A 25,387-nucleotide genomic window follows, 5' to 3' on the forward strand; every position below is an offset into this window, starting at 1 on the left:
CGGCTAACCCGAAGTTCAGGAGCCGTTTGCTGTATAATAAGCATGACAAATAAAGGAGGACGAAATGGACGGAATTATTGCATTATATAAGGACCGGGGGATGACTAGTTTTGCCTGCGTCAACCGTTTACGTCACGTTCTTCACGAGAAACGGATTGGCCACGCGGGAACGCTGGACCCCAATGTAGATGGTGTTTTGCCCATTTGTATCGGCAAGGCGACAAAGGTAGTAGACTTTCTTCATGAACAACCCAAGACCTACGTTGGCGAGTTATTGATTGGTGAAGCAACGGAGACCGAAGACCTTGACGGCAAAGTGATTGCTGAAAAAGAAGTACCTGCGCCCATCACCGGTGATGTTTTGCAGAAAATAATGGGAGAAATGACTGGCAAATTAACCCAGATCCCGCCCATGTATTCAGCGGTCAGGGTTCAAGGGAAGCATCTTTACGAATACGCGCGAGCGGGCGAGACGGTTGAACGACCGAAGCGGTTGGTAACGATCAGCAACTTTAGCCTAGTGTCATCATCGTACGACGCCCAAAGTCGTCGACAACGCGTCCGGTTTAAAGTTCAGTGCAGTAAGGGGACCTACGTCCGTACCCTGGCGGTTGATTTGGCCAAGCGGCTGGGATACCCGGGGGTGATGAGTTCGCTAACCCGGGTGGCCAGTGGTGGTTTCACCATTGACCAGACTATTAGCTTGCACGATGTTGATGACCTGGTTGCTAATCAAATGATTGGTCATTATGTTTTGCCCATGGAAGTGGCTTTTGAAGATTGGCAACGGATCGAATTAACCGCAAACCAGTGGCCCGCTGTCAAAAACGGTGGTTGGTTGACAATCAATGAATTACCAGCCGATAGTCAAAAAAGAGTGGCCCTTTTTTATAATAACGAGATTAAGGCGCTCTACTACCACGCTGATAAGCAGCACTATAAACCACTGAAAATGTTGGCGGTTAACTAGGAGGATCATTGTGCAAGTAATACGGATTCATCATCCACTAAATAAACAGCTGATTGCTGATCAGCCTGTGGTGCTGGCAATGGGTTTTTTCGACGGAGTACATCTTGGTCACCAGCTGGTTATTAAGACTGCCAAAAAGATTGCTGACCAGCGGGGATTGCCCCTTGCAGTGCTGACATACAACCACAGTCCGGCAGTAGTTTATCACCGCCTTCCAGGTGGCGCGAAGTACCTGACGACAATTAACCAGAAGGCCGAGCTGATGAGCCGGCTGGGAGTCAGTGTGATGTATGTCGTTGACTTCACTTCCCAGTACGGGGCACAGTCACCACAGCAGTTTGTTGACAACTATTTAATGGCCTTTCATCCGGAAGTTGCGGTGGCAGGTGAGGACCACACATTTGGTCGTGGAGTCGCTGCCACAATGAGCAACCTACCGTCCTTAGCCAATGAACGGTTCCAGGTTGTGGCTGTACCCACCATGGAGAACGGTTTGAGCAAAATTGGGACCAGTCGAATTCGACGACAAATTATGGCTGGTGAATTAGACTTAGCCACCCAGGGGTTGGGACGACCTTACCAGACGACAGGGTTAGTGGTTCACGGCTTCGCCCGCGGCAGGCAGATTGGCTTTCCGACGATCAATATCGATTCACCATCCTCAACGGTTATCCCGGCCCTGGGTGTTTACGTTACCCGTGTTAAAGTTGGCCATCACTGGTACGGGGGGATGGCAAATATTGGTCACAACGAAACCTTTGGCGACGGTGCGCCGCGCACGGTGGAAATTAACCTCTTTGATTTTCACCAGCTGGTTTATGGTGAAGAAGTGGTTGTTGAGTGGTACAGCCGCCTACGTGATGGGGTAAAGTTTGCTTCCGTGGAAGAACTAGTGACCCAGATGAGGGTCGACCAGCAAGCGGCAAAGGCATACCTGGCTAGTCACCCGCGGAAAATGGCCAATACTACATGGTGTTAGAGTTTTGGGAATGATATCAAATCTAAAACGGCTTGGTTTTCTGACCAGGCCGTTTAACTTCTATCTGTTTACAAGCAAGGGTTAAATTCACAAAAGGCGATTCAGTATTATGCATAACTTAATTTTTCCAACAGACTTATCAGACGCTGTCCTGGATCCTTATGTACGGATGAGCGAGGCACAGCTTGTTCAGACAAATGCATCCCAACCAGGACTTTTTATTGCCGAAAGTCCAAAGGTCATCGAGCGGGCTTTACGAGCGGGTTATCGTCCAGCATCCTTTTTAGTAGAAGAAAAGGCGCTCGATCATGATTTGACCGCATTGGATCAAGAAATGACAAATAATAATACCCACCGGTGGGAGCAGACGCCCGTTTACGTTCTGAAAAGCGGGTTAATCCGGCACTTGGCTGGCTACAACCTCTTAAAGGGTGCGCTTGCAGCAATGCACCGGGTAAAACGGCCCGGGTTATCCGCTTTTTTAGCGTCGCTTTCTAGTGAACACCCGCGAATTGCTGTCTTGGAAAACGTTGTTAACCCGGCCAATGTCGGTGCCATTTTTCGGTCGGCAGCGGCATTGGGGATCGATGGTGTCATTGTGACTAGCGATTCTGCTGACCCGCTTTACCGTCGTTCTTCGCGTGTTTCGATGGGAACCGTCTTTCAAGTTCCCTGGACCTATTTAGATTGTCATGTCTGGCAGGATAAGGGAATTAAGCTTCTACACGAGCTTGGTTATCAAACGGCAGCAATGGCGCTTCGTCATAACACCATTGCCATCGATAACCCCCGACTGTCACGAGTCGACAAGCTGGCAATTATCCTGGGATCAGAAGGCCCTGGTTTAAGAGCAAAGACGATTGACCAGAGCGACTTCACCATTAAAATTCCGATGACTGCCGGAGTTGACTCGCTGAACGTTGCAGCTGCGTCGGCCCTAGCGTTTTGGGAATTGGGTAATCAATAAAAAACCAGCCGGAAAAGCAGGCTGGTTATTCATTCTTAGTGTCTAGATGAGCGGTGAGCACCAGCGCGACCAATCTTATGGTTTTTGACCTTGTAGCGGGGACCTGTTTGGGTATCGAGCTTAAAGTGGTGCATTTTACCAGGGAATGGTCGTCCAGAGAGACGGATGGCAGTCCAGCTCTGCATAAGGGCGGTCATGGAAGCCAAATTCTTGCTTAAGTTCGGATCGTCTGCTTGTTCTACCGCTTCTTTGATGTCGCTTTGCAAGCGGGTTACCAAGTCTTGGTGGTAAGACATCAACTCGGCGGTCAACGGGGCGTTGCGATATTGATTAAACAACTTTTGCACAATTTTCATGGCGTCGAGCGGGCCAGTTGGTTGGACGTAACGGTGTTTTGAAGTGGGCATAATGAATCCTTTCAAAAATAGTTTGACGTTTCTTGACTTTTCAGGGGTTGATTGTTATATTAGAAAATGTATTTAGCACTTAACAAGGGTGAGTGCTAAAAAGGAAGTGGTGATCGATGCTCACCCAGCGCCAAAAAGACATTTTGCAACAAATTGTAAGGCAATATACGGCAACTGGTCAACCAGTCGGGTCAAAAGCACTGGTTAACAAGCTACCGCATCGTGTGAGTTCAGCGACCGTGCGTAACGAAATGGCGGTACTGGAGAAAGCCGGACTGATTGAAAAGGAACATTCTTCTTCTGGTCGACTCCCATCTAAAAGGGGCTACCGTTTCTACGTTGACCACCTGCTTAACCCGGCGGCAGTTACTGATAACGACTTGTTGGTTATTCAGCACTCGCTAGGAATGGGGTTCCGCAAGATCGACGAACTGATATCACACTCGGCGGAGATCTTGTCGCAGTTGACTACCTTTACCGCCTTTACACTAAAACCAGAGCAGGCAGAAGTGCATTTGAGCGGGTTCCGGTTGGTTCCATTGGGCAACCAAAAGGTGATGGCAATCTTAGTGACGGATTCCGGAAACGTGGAGAGTCAGACCTTTGATATTCCGCGTTCGATGGATCCGGAAGGTCTGGAAACGGTGGTGCGGTTGATTAACGACCAGTTGACAGGGTTAACACTGCCGGAAGTTGTCGGTCGACTGAAAACTGATATTCCAGCCAAGGTTACCCAGTATTTGGAAAGAGCCGACGGGTTCTTAGACCTGTTCGACAGTGTCCTCGCCAATGCTAAGCAGGAACACTTTTTCGTTGGTGGCCGGATGAACCTTCTCGGTTACTCGGTCAACCAAAACCCGAATGCGATGAAGTCGCTGTATAGTTTGCTTGACGCAAATGATCGTCTGTCGAGTCTGCTGGATGCTGATTCGCCAAAAAACGGGATTAGCGTCAAGATTGGCAATGAAATTGCTGACAGCGATTTGATGAAGAACTACAGTTTAATTACTGCCACTTATGATGTGGACCAGTACGGTAAGGGAATTATCGCCGTTCTGGGGCCAACGCGGATGCCATATTCACGGACAATCGGCATTGTTGATGCCTTTCGCCGTGAACTTGCGCAGCGGTTGTTGGATTATTACCACAGATTCTATAACCAGTAAAGGAGGAACCGGAATGGCTGAAGAAAAAAAGGCCAAGCAGGATGCAGCGAAGCAACCTAATAAACCTGCAGCTGACGTACAAAAAAAGCCGGCTAAGGACGATCAAGTGGCTGCTTTGACTAAGCAGGTGGCTGACTTAAAAGAACAGTTAGCCAAGAAGGATGACCAGTACTTACGAGCTGAAGCAGAAATTCAAAATATGACCAACCACTTTAAGAAGGAACGCGGCGACTTGTTAAAGTACGAGGGTCAGGATTTGATCAAGGAGATCTTACCGGTCCTCGATAACTTAAAGCGGGCGTTGTCAATTAAGGTAGAGGACGACCAGGGCAAGCAGCTGCACGACGGTATCCAAATGGTTCATGATCACCTGGAAAAAGCCTTGGCCAGCCACGGTGTCAGTGAAATTGAAGCATTGAATAAGCCGTTTGATCCGACCGTTCACCAAGCAGTTTCTACAACTGCGGTGACTGGAGATCAAAAGCCGGACACCGTTGTTCAGGTTTACCAGGCTGGTTATCAGCTGAAGGATCGCGTCTTACGACCAGCGATGGTTGTTGTTGCGCAATAATAAAGACAGTTAATTAATTAAAAAAGAGGGATTAATATGGCAAGCAATAAGATTATTGGGATTGACTTAGGGACTACGAACTCTGCTGTTGCTGTAATGGAAGGCAACGAACCGAAAATCATTACCAACCCCGATGGTGGACGGACGACACCGTCAGTAGTTTCGTTCAAGAATGGCGAAACTCAAGTTGGTGACGTGGCAAAGCGTCAGGCAATTACTAACCCTAACACCATTACTTCTATCAAGAGCCACATGGGCGAAGCAGGTTACACGGTTGAAGTTGAAGGTAAGAAGTACACGCCACAAGAAATCTCGGCACTGATTCTTCAATATCTGAAGAAGTACGCTGAAGACTACATTGGTGACACAGTGGACAAGGCGGTTATTACCGTCCCAGCCTACTTTAACGATGCACAGCGTCAAGCTACTAAGGACGCCGGCAAGATTGCTGGTCTGGATGTCAAGCGGATTATCAACGAACCAACGGCATCTTCATTGGCTTATGGTCTGGATAAGGATGACACTGACGAAAAGATCTTGGTTTACGACCTTGGCGGTGGGACTTTCGATGTTTCCATCCTTGAACTCGGCGATGGTGTCTTCCAAGTACTGTCAACCAACGGTGACACCCACCTTGGTGGTGACGACTTTGACCAGAAGATTATGAACTGGCTGATGGACGACTTTAAGCAGGAACACAACATTGACCTGAGCAAGGACAAGATGGCCCTGCAACGGTTGAAGGACGCTGCTGAAAAGGCTAAGAAGGAACTGTCAAGTTCTCAGCAAGCCGATATTAGTCTGCCATTTATTGCCCAGGATCCGGCTACTCAAGGTCCCGTTCACCTGAATACCACTTTGACCCGTGCTAAGTTCAACCAGCTGACTAACGACCTGGTTGAAAAGACAAAGCAACCAGTCATGAACGCCTTGAGCGATGCTGACTTGAGCTTTGGCGACATTGACAAGGTTATCTTAAACGGTGGTTCTACTCGTATCCCAGCAGTTCAAGAAATGGTTAAGGAACTTACTGGGAAGGAACCAGACCACTCAATCAACCCTGACGAAGCCGTTGCCCTTGGTGCGGCCATTCAGGGTGGTGTTTTGACTGGTGATGTTAAGGACGTTGTTCTGCTTGATGTTACGCCACTGTCCCTGGGGATTGAAACCATGGGTGGTGTCATGACAAAGCTGATTGACCGTAACACCACTATCCCAACGTCCAAGAGCCAGGTCTTCTCAACTGCTGCTGATAACCAGTCAGCCGTTGATATTCACGTTCTGCAAGGGGAACGTCCAATGGCTGCGGATAACAAGACGCTTGGGAACTTCCAACTGACTGATATTCCGCCTGCACCACGTGGTGTTCCGCAGATTAAGGTGACCTTCGATATTGACAAGAACGGTATTGTTAACGTTTCTGCCGAAGATCAGGGTACTCATAAGAAGCAAAATATCACTATCAAGTCCAATTCTGGCCTGAGCGATGAAGAAATCGAACGGATGAAGAAGGACGCTGAAGAGCACGCTGAAGCAGACAAGAAGAAGAAGGAACGGGTGGACCTGAATAATGAATCAGACCAACTGATCTTCCAAACTGACAAGACCCTCAAGGAATTGAAGGGCAAGGTTGACGACAGCGAGCTGAAGAAGGCACAGGATGCGCGTGACGCCCTGAAGAAGGCCCGTGATGCTGAAAACTACGACGAGATGAAGGCTAAGAAGGACGAACTGAACAAGATTGTCCAGGACCTGACAGTCAAGCTCTACCAGCAGGCTCAGCAGCAAAATGCCCAAAATAACGCCGATAATAATGGGCAACCTAACAATGGTGATAACAAGCACCATGATGACGACGGTAAGACCGTCAATGGTGACTTCGAGGAAGTAGACCCGGACGACGATAAGAAGTAAGCTGCTAGTTAAAGGGAAAGAACCAAAGACCGTTTAGCGGCTTTGGTTTTTCCTTTTCTTATCAACTTATGTTATAACTAAAAAGACACAATCAATCTTGTTACATGTGGGGGTTTCAGATGGCTGAAAAAGATTATTACCAAACCTTAGGTGTTGACCGCGACGCATCCGAAAAGGATATTAAGCGGGCCTTTCGCCGACTGGCGGCAAAATACCACCCTGATGTTAACCACGAACCGGGTGCAGAACAAAAGTTTAAGGATATTAACGAAGCCTATGAGGTTTTAGGGAATAAGGAAAAACGGGCCCGTTACGACCAATTTGGTGCGGCCGGCGTTAATGGCCAAGCTGGTGCCGGTGCCGGCGCTGCTGGTTCACAATTTGGTGGTTTTGGTGGTTTTGATGATATCTTCAACATGTTTACTGGCGGTGGTGCCCGCCGTGCTAACCCTAACCAGCCACGTCAGGGGAGTGATCTGCAGTACACAATGAGTCTCACCTTTATGGACGCGGTTTTTGGTAAACAAACTAAGATTCGCTATAACCGGCAGGAAGAATGTAAGACCTGTCATGGCTCTGGTGCCCGGCCAGGGACGAGTCCAACGAAGTGTTCACGTTGTGACGGCAGCGGTTTTATTGTCACGATGCGCAATACGCCATTTGGGCGGATGCAACAGCAGTCAACTTGTCCTGTTTGTGGTGGGACCGGGAAAGAAATTAAGGATAAGTGCAATACTTGTCACGGGACCGGCCGTGTTCAACAACGCCACGAAATCAAGGTTAAGATTCCGGCAGGCGTCGATGACGGCGAGCAGATGCGCTTAGCTGGTCAAGGTGAAGCAGGGGTCAATGGTGGTCCATACGGTGACCTCTACATTGTCTTCCAAGTATCACCAAGCAAGGACTTCAAGCGTGACGGTTCCGAAATCTATGTTGATAAAAACATCACTTTTGCTCAGGCGGCACTCGGCGATAGGGTGAAGGTCAAGACTGTCCACGGCGATGTTGATTTGAAGATCCCAGCCGGGACGCAGTCAGGAACCAACTTCCGCTTAAGAAATAAGGGGGTTCCGCACGTTAATGGCAACGGCGATGAACACGTACGCGTTCACGTTAAGACGCCAACCCACCTTAATAAGCGGCAACGTGAAGCCTTGATGGCGTATGCGGCAGCAAGTGGTGAAAAAGCAGCTGAGGGTGTGAAGCCCGGCTTTTTCGACAAGTTGCGAGAAGCCTTTGATGACAAATAACCTAGACCAATTATCTAGACACAGTCCACGGTGGTTGACACCGTGGTTTTTTGTGGCTCTTTGTCAATCGGTACTGATAGCTAATTTTGACCAGTTCAAGCAACTAGTTTGCTTGGGCTGGTTTTTCTTGTGATTATGGGTGCCTGAACCATGATGTGCGAATTTTTTAATGCTATTAGTATGCGAATCCGGAACCGGAAAAAGTTGCGAAAACCATAAGCCGTCCGTTTGATTACTTTGATTTTGTTATTAGTACCCTCAATGGGACCATTAGTTAACTGGTATTGAAAGCTCCTGATGATTTCTTCCTGGTGTTGCCGTAAAGTCCGCTGGACTTTTTGTAATTGTTTAGGCAGATTAGTGAGTTTGCGTTGTAAGAGTGCCGTTAACTCTGCTGCTTGACCTTGATCCACTGCCTCTATCAAAGTTTGGTAGTAGTCATAAGCTATTTGCAATTCGGGTGACATGGACAAAAGCCGATCAATGACCTCACTATCAGACAACCAGGCGCCACGAAAGTTGCGCCGTGGATAGTGGTGAATATTATCTAAATGAGCGATTTTTTGTAAAAGTAACTTCCAGAAACGCTTTAAAACGCGATACTCGTGGGTGCCATGACCATAACGATTCATTACTTTAATCCGCACCGCTTGAAGTGCCCGATACGCCTGGGCAACGATATGAAAATGATCGGCAATAATTCGGGCATGAGGAAAGAGTTCCTTGATTAAGCTCCGGTAAGGTTGATAAAGGTCGACGACAATCAAACGGACAGCACATCGGGCCCGCCGGGTAAAGTGACGATAAAAGTATTGCTTTAAATAACGCGAGTTCCGGGATTTAATAATATCGATGGTGCGATGATTAGTCGGATTCATTAAGAGCATGCTCATCCCACTATCAGCGAATTGGCCTGACTTGAAGTCATCAAAAGCAATCGTTGCCGGCAGCCAATCTTTCTCAGGAACAAAGGTGTTTTCTAGCGTATCGATGGTTCTGGCAACGGTACTAGCAGACACGTAATAGTTATGGGCTAACTCTTTCTGTGAAATATTACGGTGAAGGTCTTTGATAATGAATTGCTTCACGTTATTAGCAATCCGACAGCCGCGGCTAATGCCTTTAATCGTGGCGATTTTCGTCACGGTTTGCGGACATTTAGTGGACGGCTTACAGATATACTGCTGTTTTTTAATCATGAGAATGGTCTTTACACCAGCGACCGACAGGGCGGTAATGACTACTGGGCGATGACGAAAACCATTCTTCAACATCGGGCGTCCACAAACAGGACAACGACATTCACCAGTCTTGACCAAATGAATGATTTTGGTTTGGTCATCAATAGTCTCAGCCCCTTCTTTATCCAGCTGAAGCCCTGGGTCTTGGATTCCGGTTAAAAAGTTGATATCATTAGTCATGAGGATTAATTTCCTTTCTGGAGGACAATCACCACGATTTAGGCTTTGGGGTGATTGTCCGTTTTTTTTATTGTCATCNTTATCCAGCTGAAGCCCTGGGTCTTGGATTCCGGTTAAAAAGTTGATATCATTAGTCATGAGGATTAATTTCCTTTCTGGAGGACAATCACCACGATTTAGGCTTTGGGGTGATTGTCCGTTTTTTTTATTGTCATCATAAACGAAAAACGGTACCGATGGAAAATTCCATCAGTACCGAATAGTGTAGAACCTTTTTTGTTACCTAGCTATGATCTATACTTCACAAAGTACATCAAATATTTACAGAAATACTTATAAACAAGCGTTTAACTCTTGTTGACAATTTCACAAGAACAGGTTATCTTAATAGGCGAAAGTTAGTAATCCGACAAAGGAGGAACTTAGCAATGGCGAAAAAAGTGACGGTAGATAAGAAGACTGAAGCTGAACAGATGGTTGATGATCTGGTGACCAAGGCGCATGAAGCGTTAACGGTGATGCATGACTTTGACCAGGAAACCGTGGACCGGATTACTCATCAAATGGTGGAGGCTGGTCAGGACAAGCACATGGAGTTGGCCATTGAAGCGGTGAAGGAAACTGGCCGTGGGGTGGTGGAAGACAAAGCCATCAAAAATATGTTTGCGACCGAAGAAATCTGGCACAACATCCGCAAGGACAAGACGGTCGGAGTAATCGAAGACGATAAGGCTGACGAATTGATCAAGGTTGCCGAACCGCTCGGGGTTCTGGCAGGAATTACGCCTGTCACCAACCCAACATCGACGGTGTTGTTTAAGGCCATTATCGCAATGAAGACCCGGAACCCGATTATCTTTTCTTTCCACCCGCAGGCATTAGAATGTTCTCGTCACGCGGCGCAGATCGTTGCAGAAGCCGCCATTGCTGCTGGTGCTCCTGAAGGCGCGATTCAGTGGATTGACAAACCGAGCCGGGAAACCAGTACTGCTTTGATTAACAACCCTGGTGTTGCTTGTACGCTGGCTACTGGTGGCCCAGGAATGGTGAAGGCAGCTTATTCGACTGGAAAACCGGCATTGGGTGTTGGCCCGGGTAACGGTCCTGTTTATGTTGAAAAGACCGCTAACCTCAAGCGGGCTGTCAATGACATCGTTTTGTCGAAGACCTTCGATAACGGGATGATTTGCGCGACGGAAAACTCCGCTGTTGTTGACCAGGAAGTCTATGATGACTTCAAGCAGTTGATGATCGCCAACCGCGTTTACTTTGTTCCGGCAGCAGAACTGTCAAAACTGCGTGAAACGATGTTTAACCCGGAGACAGGCAGTATCAACGGACCAATTGCCGGGATGTCTGCAGAAAAGATTGCCGAGCGGGCACACATTAAAGTACCAAAGGATACCCAAGTGTTAGCTGCGGAAATCACGAAGATTGGCAAGCAAGAATTACTGTCTGGAGAAAAATTATGTCCAGTTTTGTCCATCTTTCGAGCTGAAGACCAGGCGGACGCATTTGCTAAGTGCGATGCGCTCTTGGAGTACGGTGGGCTGGGACACACGGCAGCCATTCAGACAACCGATATGAAACTCGCCGAGAAGTTTGGTATCGAAATGAGGGCTTCACGGGTCATTGTGAACGCGCCAGCTGGGTTGTCGGGAATTGGTAACCTCTATAACCGGATGACGCCATCCTTGACGTTGGGAACCGGTTCATGGGGTGCCAACTCAATTTCCCATAACGTTACTGACTACGACCTGTTGAATATTAAGACGATTGCGAAGAGGCGAAACAATATGCAATGGATCAAGCTACCACGTGTTTACTTTGAACGTGACTCAGTACGTTACCTGAAAGATATGCCAAATATTAACCGCGTCTTTATCGTAACCGGTCCATCTATCCAGGCTCATGGGTACGTGGATGTTGTAACTGATCAGTTGAAGCTGCGGCAAAATCCTGTTCAGTACCTGGTATTCTCTGATGTCGAAGCCGACCCATCTACTGACACGGTCAAAAAAGGTGTTGACCTGATGAAGTCATTCCAACCAGACACTATCATCGCCCTCGGTGGAGGTTCGCCACTAGATGCAGCGAAGGGAATGTGGATGTTCTACGAGAGTGAAGACGCATCATTCTTTGGTGCTAAGCAGAAATTCCTGAACATCCGGAAGCGGGCTTACCGTTTTGACAAGCCGAATAAGGCGCAAATGGTTGCGATCCCGACTACTTCGGGGACTGGTTCAGAAGTAACACCGTTCGCTGTGATTACTGACTCCAAGACGCACGTAAAGTACCCGTTGACTGACTACGCGTTGACACCAGACGTCGCGATTGTTGACCCGCAGTTTGTTGATACCGTACCGAAGGGCAATATTGCTGCTTCAGGGTTGGATGTGCTTTGTCACGCAATTGAATCCTACGTTTCTAACATGGCCTCAGATTACACGCGTCCACTGTCACTGCAAGCAATTAAACTGGTGTTTGACAACTTGACTGCCTCGTACCACGGGGATGAACATGCGCGAGCTGAGATGCACAATGCGTCGACTCTCGCGGGGATGGCTTTTGCTAACGCCTTCCTGGGAATTAACCACTCAATTGCGCACAAGCTTGGTGGTGAGTTTGGGCTGACCCATGGGATTGCGATTGCTATCACCATGCCACACGTCATTAAGTTCAACGCAACCGAACCAAAGAAGTTTACTACTTGGCCGAAGTACGAAACCTTCCGGGCAGCCGATGATTACGCAACCATTGCAAAGACTATTGGGTTGACAGGAAAGACCAACGAAGAGCTGATTCAGCAACTATGTGATAAGATTCGCGACCTGGCACATTCAGTTGACGTTACCCTAAGTTTGAAGGCCTGGGGCGTTGATAAGAAGCATTTCGACCGGGTCGTTGACCACCTGGCTGTGCTGGCTTACGAAGACCAATGTACGACAGCTAACCCACAGGAACCGTTAATTGCAGACTTGAAGCAAATCATGATTAATGAATATGACGGTAAGGGGGTCGAAACGAAGTAACAATATCTTGATGTCTGATAACTAGTAAACAACCTAAGATTAGTTCAGAACGAAAAACAATCGTTCTGAACTTTTTTGTTACTCTAAAAATAGAGCTAAGGTCGAGCATGCTTCCAGGGACTGCAAGTCCGAATTAAAAAAGGACCTCCGCTATCTTTGCTTTGATAGTTTGCTTTTAGGTTGTGGAACTACAAGTTCGAGTATAGGAAATGAATTATAAAGTCTGGATAACGGTTGACCTAGCTCCAGAAAGCGTGACAAACCGTGAAATAGAAATCAGAATGATTTCGTTTTTGAACGGTTCTAACGCGGAAGTCATTTATGACTTCTTAATCACGACGCGCAGCTAGGCTATCTGCCGCCCTAGCGAGCAACAATAGGCCTCTAGTGTTCGGCTTTGCCAGAACGTTAGAGGCGCTTGTTGTACCGCCTGTTAACTTTTAGTGTGAATAAGAGAGATTATGTCACAGCCCCTTTTGTGTTAGGCAACACTCATAGCAGATGATAAGGAGTGGGAATGATTGTTCAAGCATCCACGAACGCCGATGCTTGAATTACTTGGCGATTAGTTAGCAGAAAATATTATCGGTAATTTGTCTTATTATACAGTTGTTATTTTTATAAACTATTGTTTATATAATAATTGGGGTATACAATTATCATGTATTGTAAAAGCTTTTTATTTTTAATTGCGCAATTTTATCTACTTATAATAGAATAGTGGGTTAGCTGGGAGGCATTGTTGCATTATGAGACGTTATGAACATAGCCGTGGCGAACAGCATGATAAGGATCGGATTAAGCTATATAAGACTCACCGGGGTTGGATGACTTCCTTAACCCGGATTTTTCGTTTTGTTTTCCGTGATCGTTCATCAAAAGAAGAATTTACTGATCGGGATGCACTGAAAGAGGACGATGATGATACAGGGATATCGCCATTTGTCCAGGGATTAACTGCCATTGCTGCTTTATTTGGTGGTGGGGCTGCTGCTTCTGCTTATACTCAAACGGTTCACGCTAAGCAGATATCTAATAATGGTTCTGAAGTGATTGGCTCTACAAGTAGCTCGTCAGCAATCACGCGGACTGCAATGGGGCAACAGGTTTCCCAACAAACAGTCAATGGTCAACAAGTTAGTCAAAGCGTCAATAACCAGAATGTTGATGTCTCTAATCAAGCCCAGTTAAAACATGCTCTCCAGGATAAAAACGTTAGTGTTATTAATTTTGACAATGATATCACGCTGACCCAGACAATTAACGTTGTTCCCCGCAATGTCACTATCAATGCTAATGGCCACCAGCTGAATACTGGCAATTATTGCCTGTAAGTTGATTCTGCAAAGGGGTCAACTAGCAATGAGATTACCCTTAAGAATGCACGGTTATTCACGGCCAATAAGCATGGGGCCTTCGAAATGTCTCATGATGGCAATGTTAAACTGACCTACCAGGATGTTGACGCTGTCGGTGGGACTGCCGTCTGGTCAAATTCCGAAGCGAAGGGAAATAAGTCGTTTAAAGTCGCTGGACAAACTAGTATCAAGGCCGTCAAGTCATATCACCTGGATGGTCATGAGTACCGCACTCATCTCGTCAACCAGCCGGTAAAGTCTTTCCACAAGGGACAGACTAACCTGATCGTGATCAATAATTCTTTCACGACTGCAAAGGATGCTAAGGTTCATATTGATGGGGCGGAGGTAGCGGATTACGCCATTCGCCTGATGAGCAATGGACAGCAACACTTTAAAGTTGATCAGAACGCACAGTTTACTGTTGATGACAGCAATAATGCCAGCATTGTGATGACACAGCATGGTAAGACTGATCAGTCACAGTTGCTACAAATTAACAAAGATGCCAATGTTTCATTAAACAGCAAGCACGGGGCTAATATTCTCCTGTCAACGAGCGGTCAGAATAGTACGCCGAATGTGAATGTTGGGGCTGCTAAGTTAGACATGAAAGTCGCCAGTCATGCCCAAGCTAACATCAAGGTTCAGGGCCCAACAAATAATGACCACCATGCTAATGTCTCATTTGATAAGAATTCATTAGTTAACGGAACGGTGCTGAAGTCCGGAGCTAATATTGTTAGTCAGGGGATGGATACTGATGTTAATATCCATAACCCGCGTCACATTACGTTAAATGCAGCTAACAACCACACTTACCAAACGCACCACGCGCGGATGCATATCAATATAGATACCACCAATGTTAAGGTAACTAATTGGCGGTGGACTCGCGACCAGGCAAACCACAAGCACTTGACGAAGCAAGTTCAGCGAACTCAGGATATTGATAAGAATACCAGTGTTGTTAACCACAATGACTACCGTGCACGTGACGTAAAGCTGACGAATGGTAATACTAGTCGAAATGCTAAGCAGATTCTTAACCTAATTAATAAGAATGTTGTTCATGTTAAGAATCACGGGACGGTTCAGGTTGAATACGGACATGTGAACGAACCAGCTCGTCCTGTTGCTAGTGCGCCAATAAACAATGCAGCTATCCGACCGGCACAACCAGTTGCAGTAAATCACGTGGCAGTTAAACAGCAGCCGACTACTATCAGTTATGTTCACACTACTCCGGTTGTTTCCAATTCTGGTTCGAGCGTTCAACCTTCGGGCAGCCAGACTTCTAATAGTAATCCTGGCAATACGACGACTTCTCAAACGAATTCAACAACCAATAGTAATACCGGTTCGAATACGAATTCGAGTACGGGGACAACTTCAACATCTGGGTCTACTAGCAAAGCACAGCCGTCTCAGAGTACCAGTGAGGTTGAGTCAGGATCTGGATCCATTAGCGATAGTCAAACTTCTACTAGCAACACTGGTTCTGGATCAGGATCAGACTCTTATTCTAAATCAACGAGTACCAGTTTAGCTTCTGGCAGTAATAGCGGAAGCACGAGTGGCAGCGGTTCGACATCTACTAGTGGAAGTAACAGTTACTCAAATAGTGACTCGTTGTCTGAGTCTTCCTCCGGAAGTTTGAGCATCAGTACATCCACTTCGGTCAGTGTGAGTGAGTCAAATAGTACTTCTGTTTCAGAGTCAAATTCAGTAAGTCTTTCGACGTCGATCAGCCTGTCAAGTTCTGTCTCCGCTTCGGAATCTGGATCGGTGAGTGCTAGTGAATCGAACAGTGTATCGGCTTCAGAATCAAACTCCGTATCCGCTAGTGAGTCGAATAGCGTTAGTGCTTCAGAATCCAACTCAGTAAGCGCGAGTGAATCCAACAGTATCAGTGCTTCGGAATCGAATTCGGTATCGGCCAGCGAGTCAAATAGCGTCAGTGCATCAGAATCGAATTCCGTAAGTGCTAGCGAATCGAACAGTGTGAGTGCATCTGAGTCCAACTCTGTATCGGCCAGCGAGTCAAATAGTGTTAGTGCATCTGAATCTAACTCAGTAAGCGCAAGTGAGTCGAACAGTGTATCTGCTTCAGAATCCAACTCAGTAAGCGCGAGTGAATCTAACAGCGTTTCTGCTTCAGAGTCCAACTCTGTATCGGCCAGCGAGTCGAATAGCGTCAGTGCTTCAGAATCGAACTCGATATCAGCCAGCGAGTCAAATAGCGTCAGCGCATCACAATCGAATTCGGTAAGTGCTAGTGAATCGCATAGCGTGTCCGCTTCTGAATCAAACTCGGTCTCCGCTAGTGAATCCAATAGCGTGAGTGCATCAGAATCGAACTCAGTACGTGCAAGCGAATCGAATAGTGTTTCTGCTTCAGAGTCCAACTCTGTATCTGCTAGTGAATCCAACAGCGTCAGTGCTTCAGAATCGGACTCGGTATCCGCTAGTGAATCGAACAGTGTTTCTGCATCTGAATCGAATTCCGTAAGTGCTAGCGAGTCCAACAGCGTGAGTGCATCTGAGTCCAACTCAGTCAGCGCCAGCGAATCGAACAGTATCAGTACTTCAGAATCTAACTCAGTAAGTGCTAGCGAGTCGAACAGCGTCAGCGCATCTGAATCCAATTCAGTATCCGCTAGTGAATCAAATAGCGTCAGTGCTTCAGAATCGAATTCGGTAAGTGCTAGCGAGTCCAACAGCGTGAGTGCTTCCGAGTCGAATTCAGTAAGTGCAAGCGAATCGAACAGCGTTAGTGCTTCAGAATCTAATTCAGTATCCGCTAGTGAATCAAACAGCGTTTCTGCATCTGAGTCGAACAGTGTATCTGCTTCAGAATCCAACTCAGTAAGTGCAAGCGAATCGAACAGCGTTAGTGCTTCAGAATCTAATTCGGTATCCGCAAGTGAATCGAACAGTGTTTCTGCATCTGAATCTAATTCAGTAGGTGCTAGTGAGTCGAATTCTGTATTTGCTAGCGAGTCCAATAGTATGAGTACATCCGAGTCCAACTCAGTATCCGCAAGTGGATCGAAGAGTTTGAGTGAGTACGAATCCAACTCGGTATACGTATCTGAATCTCAATCTGTATCAGCAAGCGGTTCAATGAGTATTAGCGTTTCTGAATCAGCGTCGGCATCTCTCAGCAAAGCAAATTCAGAGAGCGGATCAAGATCTAACTCGGTATCTGCTAGTGATTCACAGAGGGTTAGTGCATCAGAATCCAAGTCTTTATCGGACAGCATAAGCGTGTCGAAGTCATTATCAGATAGCTTCTCTAAGTCGACATCGGAAAGTCTATCTGAGTCGAAGTTGACATCACAATCGATTGTTGATAGCAAGAACGAGAGTGGCAGCATTTCACAATCAATTAGCGAGTCAAATTCAACTTCCAGGTCTTACTCCTTTAACCAAGGTGGTAGCGGATCGCAGTGGATATCAAATAACGACGATGATAGTGGTAACGTCTCACCAGTTGATCTGATGTTTATGGCATTAAACGCCGACACCCCTGCACCTTCCGTAGATCATCATTAGATCACCAACAATGATTAAATAGTGGTAAATCTAGGCATCCTACAGTACCCAACGTGCTGTAGGGTGTTTTTTGTTGAAAATGAAGGGACGTTAAAAACAAGATTTCTTAATAGCGTAACATTGCACGGATACTGTTAGACTTGGTATACTTAATTAGTTATTAAGACGGAAGAAAGCGAGTTGGGATAATGGATTTAGCCGAAATGAAGGAACGTCAAAAACATATTCGCAATTTTTCGATCGTGGCCCACATTGACCATGGTAAGTCGACGTTGGCGGACCGAATTTTGGAAATGACGGACACCATCAGCAAGCGGGAAATGAAGGCGCAGGTCCTCGACGACATGCCGCTGGAACGAGAGCGGGGGATTACTATCAAGCTCAACGCCGTTGCCCTGACTTACCATGCCAAGGATGGCGAGGATTACATCTTTCACTTGATTGATACCCCGGGACACGTTGACTTTTCATATGAGGTTTCCCGGTCACTGGCCGCTTGTGAAGGGGCGATCCTGGTGGTCGATGCCACCCAGGGGGTTGAAGCGCAGACATTAGCTAACGTCTACTTGGCTATTGACAACGACCTTGAAATTCTCCCGGTCGTCAACAAGATTGACTTGCCATCCGCCGACCCTGAAGGAACTCGTCAGCAGATTGAAGACGAAATTGGTTTGGACTGCAGCGATGCGGTCGACGTCAGTGCAAAGACGGGCTTGGGGGTTGACCGGGTGCTGGAAAAAATCGTCCAAGACATTCCGGCACCAACTGGCGACCTGCAGGCTCCGCTCAAGGCGCTGATTTTCGATTCGAAATACGATGACTATCGTGGTGTGGTGTTATCTGTCCGCATTGCTGAGGGAACGGTGAAAAAAGGTGACCGCATCAAGCTGATGAACAGCGGTGCCGTTTACGAAGTGGCTGAAGTGGGGATTAACTCACCAAAACCGCTGGAACGTGACTTACTGATGGCCGGTGACGTTGGTTACATTACCGCCGCCATCAAGGACATTAAGGATACGCGGGTCGGGGACACGATCACCGACGCTGATAACCCGACGGCTAAACCAATGGAAGGTTACCGGCAGATGCAACCGATGGTTTATGCCGGACTCTACCCGTCAGATAACGCCAAGTTTAACGACCTCCGCGAAGCCCTCGAGAAGCTGAAACTCAACGATGCGGCGCTCACTTTTGAGCCGGAATCATCACAAGCACTGGGATTTGGGTTTCGTTGCGGATTTCTGGGGCTCTTGCACATGGATGTGATTCAGGAACGGCTGGAGCGGGAATTTGACCTCGACTTGATTATTACCGCGCCGTCAGTAACCTATCATGTTGACCTGCACGATGGGACAACGACGGAGGTGGAGAACCCAGCAGAAATGCCTGATCCGTCGGCCATTAAGGATATCAAGGAGCCATACGTGCGGGCATCAATTATGGTGCCCAACGATTATGTGGGACCAGTCATGGAATTGTGCCAGCGCAAGCGTGGTCAGTTTGATACGATGGAATATTTGAGTGATACTCGGGTCAATGTGATCTACCACATTCCATTGGCGGAAATCATCTACGACTTCTTTGATAAGCTAAAGAGCAGTACCCGCGGATACGCATCGCTGGATTACGAGATTGACGATTACCGGGTTAGCGACCTGGTTAAGATTGATATCCTCTTAAACGGTGACAAGGTGGATGCGCTAAGCTTTATTACTCACCGCGATAATGCTGCCGAGCGGGGCCGGGAGATTGCCAGCAAGCTCAAGAAGATCATTCCACGGCAGAACTTTGAAATTCCGATTCAGGCGGCAATTGGTTCTACGATCATTGCTCGGACAAACATCAAGGCCTACCGGAAAGATGTTACTGCCCGGATTCACACCGGGGACCCTGATCGACGGGCTAAGCTGTTGGAAAAGCAAAAGCGCGGTAAGAAACGAATGAAGGCGGTCGGTAAAGTTGACATCCCGCAAGCCGCCTTCATGGCTGTTTTGAAGACTGATGAGGAAGGTAAATAATTTTTCGCCACTCAATGCATAATGATACAAAAGAAAGCGCCACGGCAGGTTATTGCCGCGGCGTTTCTCCTTTATTAGATTATTTAATGGCATAAAAATACGTATTTGTATTACTCCAGGCCAGTAAAAAACTAGTATACTTAATTATGAGCAATTATTTATTTTTTCTTCTAGAGGAGGATCAGTTTATGTCTGAGAAAACGAAAAAGATCTCGCTAATTGGCCTGATCTTGATGATTTTCACCTCGACGTTTGGTTTTGCAAACACCACCGTGGCCTATGACCAAATGGGTTACGGTAGTATCATCTGGTATGTGGTAGCAGCATTGCTCTTCTTTCTGCCATCTTCACTGATGTTTGCCGAATACGGCGCCGCCTTTAAGGATGCCAAGGGTGGGATTTATTCTTGGCTGAAGGAGTCGGTTGGTGAAAAGATTGCCTTTATCGGTACCTTTATTTGGTTGTCAGCCTGGATTGTCTGGATGGTTTCCACCGCTTCCAAGGTTTGGATTCCGTTATCATCACTTCTTTTTGGGGCTGATAAGACCCAGACTTGGGGTGTCTTTGGTTTAACCTCTACCGAAGTCATCGGTCTGTTGGGGATTGCCTGGATTATCTTAGTCACCGTTTTTGCTAGTCACGGTATGGATAAGATTGCCGAAGTCGCCAATATTGGTGGGACCTTCGTCATGGTTCTTTCCGGACTGTTCATCGTTTTAAGTATTGTTGTCTGGATTGGCAATAAGGGAGCCATCGCTGAGCCAATCCACGCTAGCAGCTTTATTACGTCGCCAAACCCATCCTTTCAGTCGCCAATTGCTATTATTTCCTTCGTTGTTTACGCGATCTTCGCGTATGGGGGACTGGAATCGATGAGTGGGGTGATTGACTCCATTGATAAGCCAGAAAAGACCTTCCCGATGGGGTGTGTCATCTCCATGATTTTGATTACTGTTTTATACAGTTTGATGATTCTGATGTGGGGGATTAGCACAAACTGGCACAGCGTCCTTGGCGGTCACGAAGTTAACTTGGGTAATATTTCCTACATCTTGATGAACAATCTTGGTATTCAAATGGGAAATGCGCTTGGGACCAGTCACCGTACTGCTCTTTTAATTGGTAACGTATTGACCCGTTTCACCGGCTTGAGCATGTTCCTGGCATACTGTGGGTCGTTTTTCGTTGTTATTTACTCACCAGTGAAGTCTTTTATCATGGGTTCTAACCCTGAACTGTGGCCAGAACGGTTGACTAAGATTAACGAGCACGGTATTCCAGCTAATGCGATGCAGGTACAAGCGATCGTTGTCTGCATGATCATTTTCCTGGTAGCCTTTGGTGGTAACGCCGCTCAGAAGTTCTACCAGATTTTGACAAACATGGCCAACGTGACGACATCGGCTCCATACTTGTTCCTGGTTGGAGCTTTTCCGGCTTTCAAGAAGCGTCAAGATATTGAACGGCCATTTGAAATCTACAAGAGCCACTTCTGGACTAACCTGATTGTGATCGTGGTTTGGCTGGTACTAGCTCTCGGGATTATCTTTACCTGCTTGCAGCCAATTCTGGAACACGATTACCAGACTGCCTTCTGGACGATCTTTGGTCCGGTCTTCTTTGGTGGTGTTGCCTGGATTTTCTATGACGTTGACGTAAGCCGTCACAAGCACAAGGCTGAAAAGTAAGATTAATCAAAACCTTGGGATTTCCCAGGGTTTTGTTTTTGCTTTTATTTTTCACCAATAACTGTGGTTGGTGCTATCATTAAGTAAGTTGAAAAGGAGGAAGTTCAATGAAGATTGGTTTTATTGGAACCGGTGTGATGGGGACTGGCATTATTAATAATCTGTTAAGAGCTGGTAATGAAGTGACCGTCTATAACCGGACGAAGGCTCACGCCACTTCAGTACTAAATAATGGTGCAAGTTGGGCAGACAGCCCTGCACAGCTTACTCAAGATAACGATGTCATTATGTCGATGGTTGGCTTTCCGCGCGACGTCCGGGAAGTGTACCTAGCAGATAATGGGGTTATGAGCGCCGTCCATCCGGGGCAACTGCTGATCGACATGACAACCAGTCAGCCGTCGTTAGCCGCTGAGTTGGCAAAGCTCGCAACTAAAAAGGGTGCGACTATGCTTGATGCGCCGGTTTCTGGCGGTGACGTTGGTGCAAAGAAGGGCACATTGACGATAATGGTCGGTGGTAATAAGCAGACTTTTGACCAGTATCGACAATTCTTTACCCAGTTTGGCAGTGATGTTCACTACTTTGGGACTTCCGGTAGTGGTCAGCATGCTAAGATGGCGAACCAGATTATGATTGCCGGGACGATGACCGGCTTGGTTGAAATGCTGGTTTACGCCAAGAAAGCCAGGTTAAAGCTTGACGACATTTTGGCAACTGTCGGCGGTGGCGCTGCGGCTAACTGGAGCTTGTCTAACTATGGGCCACGGATCCTAAAGGGGGACTATACACCGGGCTTCTTTGCTAAGCACTTCCTCAAGGATCTTCGCATTGCTTTACAAGAATCAGAAAAGATGGACCTGGATTTGCCAGCAACCAAAACTGCCAAGCACTTATACGAATTATTAGTTGATAACCGTGGCTTGGGGAATGATGGGACCCAGGCGCTAGTTAAGCTGTGGTGGCAAGATTGATTTGATAGCCGCTAAAGGGGGATTAAGATGAGCCAAAAGATCGCTGTTTTTGCCGACGTCCATGGCAACTATACCGCGTTGAAAGCAATGTATGAGGATAGCCTTCAGCAGGGTGTTGACCAGTATTGGTTTATGGGCGACCTGTTTTTACCCGGGCCGGGAGCTATCAACGTGTGGCATCTAATGAAGAAAATGGCTCCGCAATACATTGTGCGCGGTAACTGGGATGACCTCGCCGTCCGGGGTGCGGCTGGCAAAATGGATCTCGAAAAACCATCGCACGTATACTTTGCCCGGTTGGCACAGTGGCTGGCTGGTCAGTTGCCATCAACGGTTTTTCAAGAAATTGCTGAATGGCCGCTTCACCAAACGGTAACGACAGGGTCCTTGAAACTTTCGCTGGCCCATAACTTGCCAAAATTGAACATGGGTCAGCACCTGTTTCCAACTAACGATTCGGCCAATTTCATGGATGCTTTTTTGGGACAAGAAGACGTGGCAATTTATGCCCACGTTCACCACGAATTGATGCGGTACGCCAGCGATGAACGGCTGGTACTAAACCCTGGTTCGGTCGGCGAACCCTTTAACCACTGGCCACGGTTGCAATCCGACTTGCGGGCCCGTTATTTACTACTAACTGTCGACGAAATTGGCTTGGAAAACATCGAATTTCGTCATGTTGCCTACCAACGTGAATTGGAATGGCCAGCTGCGAACAAAGCAGGTATACCGTACCCGGAACTCTACCATAAGCAGTTGGAAACCGGCCTGGTGTATACCCATGACCAGGAATTGGTGAACCACTACAACCAGCAATATCACTACGCTGATGAGTACCGGCAATATCAGCAGTCGCTGACGGGAGGATCTCATGATTGATCGCATTGTACAATGGACGGTGAAGTATCGTCATTCAACCTTTATCCGGGTGGTTGCCCGGACGCTAGTACTGCTTTTTCCACTAGCCTTAATTGGGTCCATTGCGAAAGTGTTATCGTTGACGTTACTGAATGCCGATGGTTTTCTCTATAACTTGTTAGTCATCGACCGCTGGTGCAACCAGGCAGTTATTCAGATTGCACAAAATTGTCTCAGTGGGATCACGGCGGTGACGATGGGGATGATTGGTTTATTATCTTCTTACGGTGCCGCAAAGTATACGGCCATGCACTACCATCGTGACTTTCAGGCAGCTGGTCTGGCAGGAATCATCACAATGGGACTGATGGCCTATCGTTTTAACCGTGGGGGGATGGCAGTTAGCTTTGACTGGCGGTTGCTTGGTTACCGTTTCCTCCTAATTAACCTCCTAGTTGGTTTTATCGTTGGGCAATTTTTCCACTGGCTGGGTACGCCAACGGCCAAAGCTAACAATGCTGACCACGTGATTGCCGTACGGCAGCGATCGTATTCGACAATCAAACCACTGATGGTGTCATTGCTGATGGGCATTGTGATTGATATCGCCCTCAACATTGCCTCAGCCTATTCCTTCTTTAATGGGGTTAGCAGTAGTTTTCAAAGTCAATTTCATGGATCAGTAGCAGTGTTGATGAAACTTCTCTTCTCTTTGATTTCGACTTTCCTTGGCTGGGTTGGATTGCACGGGGTTTTCGGGATGAATTGGCAAAATGAAACTTCACAAATGGCGGCCAACCTTTCTTACGTCTTGGCACATGGCGGTCACTGGCATGTCCCGTATCCGTACCTATCTTCTTCCTTGTACAATGTCTACTGCCGTTTCGGTGGTGACGGGATTATTTTGGCACTGATGATTGCTTTACTGGTCGTGGACCATAGCAAGGGGACAAAGCGTTTAGCTGCTTGGTCCATTCCTCCACTATTTTTTAACGTTGACCAGGTCGCCATGTTTGGCATTCCGGTGATCCTCAACCCGTTGTACTTATTGCCCATGTTGCTGATTCCGTTGATCAACCTCTTTTTGGCGATGACGGCGATTTACCTTCAACTGGTACCGCCAATTGCCTTTCCGATCTTGACGGGAACTCCTGGGCCGCTGATGGCTTTTATGGGGACAGCGGGTTACCCGACTGCCTTAATCTTTTCTTTGCTATTGTTACTGGCGGACGTGGTGATGTATTTGCCGTTTGTTCGTCTGGCGGTGGCAGTGGAGAAACGGATTCAGTTGATCGACAAACGGGAGGCTGAGCGATGAAAAAATTATTTCACATCTCGCCATTTGGAAGAACACGGCTGACCAGGGTGTTGCTTATCATCACCGTTCTCACGGTATTATTAGCCATCCCGACTTTTTTCTGGATGAGGGATTTTAATAAACAACTTGCCAAACGTCATAACTCGCCGCGTTCACCGCTAATTATGGTACCGGGATCGTCTGCCGGGCCAAACCGTTTTGACCGTTTAGTGAAAAAGCTAAATGATGGAGCACCTCATCGTCACAGCTACATGAAGATGAAGGTCTACAATAATGGCAAGATTACGTACAGCGGTTCAATTGCGAAAAACGATAATGAACCGATTGTGGTAATTGCCTTTCAAAATAACCATGACGGTTATAACAACATCAAGAAGCAGGCAAAAATGCTTAACAAGGCTTTTAGTCAGTTATGCAGTGAGTACAGTTTTAACAACTTCAAGGCTTTTGGTCACTCGAATGGTGGCCTTATCTGGACCTATTGGCTAGAGCATTATTACCAAGACTATGATGATGAAATCACGATGAAACGGTTAATGACTTTGGGATCGCCATTTAACTTTTCGGAACGCAATGTCAAGAACAAGACACAGATGTTCAGCGACTTTTTAAAGTACCGGAAACGACTACCAAAAGATTTAATTGTTTATTCACTGATGGGAACCGAGACTTATGACAGCGACGGTCTCGTTCCTGAAGAAAGTGTGGAGGCTGGGAAGTACATCTTCCAAAAGCAGGTTAAACATTTTACGATGATGACTCTTACAGGAGAAGATGCCCAACACTCCTCGTTGCCACAAAATGAACAGGTGGTTCAAGCCATTAACCAGGAGCTATTGGATGATGCGCCAACTGTCGACAAGAAGAACGGCAACTATCCAAAAGTCAAAAAGGCGACAATGCCTTAATAAAAACGTCCGGCCAGCTTGGTCGGA

At 47.0% G+C, this 25,387-nt stretch carries 18 protein-coding genes; 15 read left to right on the top strand and 3 right to left on the bottom strand.

Annotated elements, in window-relative coordinates:
• The first annotated feature begins 64 nt into the window (after window positions 1-64).
• From truB to C1710_RS07010, 3 genes are all read left to right on the top strand, one after another.
• The gene (truB, locus tag C1710_RS07000; protein WP_102281363.1) at window positions 65-970 is read left to right on the top strand and encodes a tRNA pseudouridine(55) synthase TruB; all 906 of its coding nucleotides are present in this window, start codon (window positions 65-67) and stop codon (window positions 968-970) included.
• 10 nt (window positions 971-980) lie between these two features.
• Complete coding sequence (ribF, locus tag C1710_RS07005) at window positions 981-1,949, top strand: riboflavin biosynthesis protein RibF (protein ID WP_102281364.1); 969 nt, start codon at window positions 981-983, stop codon at window positions 1,947-1,949.
• Window positions 1,950-2,058: 109 nt separating this feature from the next.
• A complete protein-coding gene (locus C1710_RS07010) occupies window positions 2,059-2,916 on the top strand; it encodes a TrmH family RNA methyltransferase (protein WP_102281366.1) in 858 nt (285 codons plus the stop codon).
• 35 nt (window positions 2,917-2,951) lie between these two features.
• Here C1710_RS07010 and C1710_RS07015 read toward each other — a convergent pair whose 3' ends face one another.
• Window positions 2,952-3,323: a hypothetical protein gene (locus C1710_RS07015; RefSeq protein ID WP_102281367.1), complete on the bottom strand. Its 372-nt coding sequence runs from the start codon at window positions 3,321-3,323 to the stop codon at window positions 2,952-2,954.
• A gap of 116 nt (window positions 3,324-3,439) precedes the next feature.
• Here C1710_RS07015 and hrcA point away from each other — a divergent pair, with 116 nt between their 5' ends.
• From hrcA to dnaJ, 4 genes are all read left to right on the top strand, one after another.
• Window positions 3,440-4,489, top strand: coding sequence for a heat-inducible transcriptional repressor HrcA (gene hrcA, locus C1710_RS07020; RefSeq protein WP_102281368.1), 1,050 nt, complete (start codon window positions 3,440-3,442; stop codon window positions 4,487-4,489).
• A gap of 13 nt (window positions 4,490-4,502) precedes the next feature.
• Window positions 4,503-5,060, top strand: a complete 558-nt coding sequence (gene grpE / locus C1710_RS07025) for a nucleotide exchange factor GrpE (RefSeq protein WP_102281370.1) — start codon at window positions 4,503-4,505, stop codon at window positions 5,058-5,060.
• A gap of 36 nt (window positions 5,061-5,096) precedes the next feature.
• The gene (dnaK, locus tag C1710_RS07030) at window positions 5,097-6,974 is read left to right on the top strand and encodes a molecular chaperone DnaK (RefSeq protein ID WP_102281371.1); all 1,878 of its coding nucleotides are present in this window, start codon (window positions 5,097-5,099) and stop codon (window positions 6,972-6,974) included.
• 119 nt (window positions 6,975-7,093) lie between these two features.
• On the top strand, window positions 7,094-8,224 hold the full coding sequence (dnaJ, locus tag C1710_RS07035) for a molecular chaperone DnaJ (protein WP_102281372.1): 1,131 nt from the start codon (window positions 7,094-7,096) through the stop codon (window positions 8,222-8,224).
• 95 nt (window positions 8,225-8,319) lie between these two features.
• On the opposite strand, the gene C1710_RS07040 is transcribed toward dnaJ, so the two are convergent.
• On the bottom strand, window positions 8,320-9,645 hold the full coding sequence (locus tag C1710_RS07040; RefSeq protein ID WP_102279250.1) for an ISL3 family transposase: 1,326 nt from the start codon (window positions 9,643-9,645) through the stop codon (window positions 8,320-8,322).
• Between the two features lie 428 nt (window positions 9,646-10,073).
• Here C1710_RS07040 and adhE point away from each other — a divergent pair, with 428 nt between their 5' ends.
• Together adhE and C1710_RS07050 are read left to right on the top strand one after the other, a co-directional pair.
• A complete protein-coding gene (adhE, locus tag C1710_RS07045; RefSeq protein WP_102281374.1) occupies window positions 10,074-12,677 on the top strand; it encodes a bifunctional acetaldehyde-CoA/alcohol dehydrogenase in 2,604 nt (867 codons plus the stop codon).
• 749 nt (window positions 12,678-13,426) lie between these two features.
• Complete coding sequence (locus C1710_RS07050) at window positions 13,427-14,011, top strand: serine-rich glycoprotein adhesin (RefSeq protein WP_102281375.1); 585 nt, start codon at window positions 13,427-13,429, stop codon at window positions 14,009-14,011.
• A gap of 1,637 nt (window positions 14,012-15,648) precedes the next feature.
• On the opposite strand, the gene C1710_RS07055 is transcribed toward C1710_RS07050, so the two are convergent.
• Window positions 15,649-17,043 carry a cell surface protein gene (locus tag C1710_RS07055; protein WP_146002382.1) on the bottom strand — a complete coding sequence of 465 codons (1,395 nt, stop codon included), beginning with the start codon at window positions 17,041-17,043 and terminating at the stop codon, window positions 15,649-15,651.
• A 738-nt stretch (window positions 17,044-17,781) separates the two neighbouring features.
• Here C1710_RS07055 and lepA point away from each other — a divergent pair.
• The 6 genes from lepA to C1710_RS07090 all read left to right on the top strand — a co-directional run bounded on the left by lepA (window position 17,782) and on the right by C1710_RS07090 (window position 25,360).
• Window positions 17,782-19,611: a translation elongation factor 4 gene (lepA, locus tag C1710_RS07065; RefSeq protein WP_102281379.1), complete on the top strand. Its 1,830-nt coding sequence runs from the start codon at window positions 17,782-17,784 to the stop codon at window positions 19,609-19,611.
• A 188-nt stretch (window positions 19,612-19,799) separates the two neighbouring features.
• Complete coding sequence (gene yjeM / locus C1710_RS07070) at window positions 19,800-21,299, top strand: glutamate/gamma-aminobutyrate family transporter YjeM (protein ID WP_102281381.1); 1,500 nt, start codon at window positions 19,800-19,802, stop codon at window positions 21,297-21,299.
• Between the two features lie 107 nt (window positions 21,300-21,406).
• The gene (locus tag C1710_RS07075; protein WP_102281382.1) at window positions 21,407-22,273 is read left to right on the top strand and encodes an NAD(P)-dependent oxidoreductase; all 867 of its coding nucleotides are present in this window, start codon (window positions 21,407-21,409) and stop codon (window positions 22,271-22,273) included.
• 27 nt (window positions 22,274-22,300) lie between these two features.
• Window positions 22,301-23,155, top strand: a complete 855-nt coding sequence (locus tag C1710_RS07080; protein WP_102281384.1) for a metallophosphoesterase family protein — start codon at window positions 22,301-22,303, stop codon at window positions 23,153-23,155.
• Window positions 23,148-24,452, top strand: a complete 1,305-nt coding sequence (locus C1710_RS07085; protein ID WP_102281385.1) for a PTS transporter subunit EIIC — start codon at window positions 23,148-23,150, stop codon at window positions 24,450-24,452. Before C1710_RS07080 ends, C1710_RS07085 begins: the two co-directional genes overlap by 8 nt.
• Window positions 24,449-25,360, top strand: coding sequence for an alpha/beta hydrolase (locus C1710_RS07090; protein ID WP_102281387.1), 912 nt, complete (start codon window positions 24,449-24,451; stop codon window positions 25,358-25,360). Before C1710_RS07085 ends, C1710_RS07090 begins: the two co-directional genes overlap by 4 nt.
• The last annotated feature ends 27 nt before the right edge of the window (window positions 25,361-25,387 follow it).

The organism is [Lactobacillus] timonensis (genome assembly GCF_900240275.1).
In the GTDB taxonomy this organism is placed as follows: Bacteria; Bacillota; Bacilli; order Lactobacillales; family Lactobacillaceae; genus Limosilactobacillus; species Limosilactobacillus timonensis.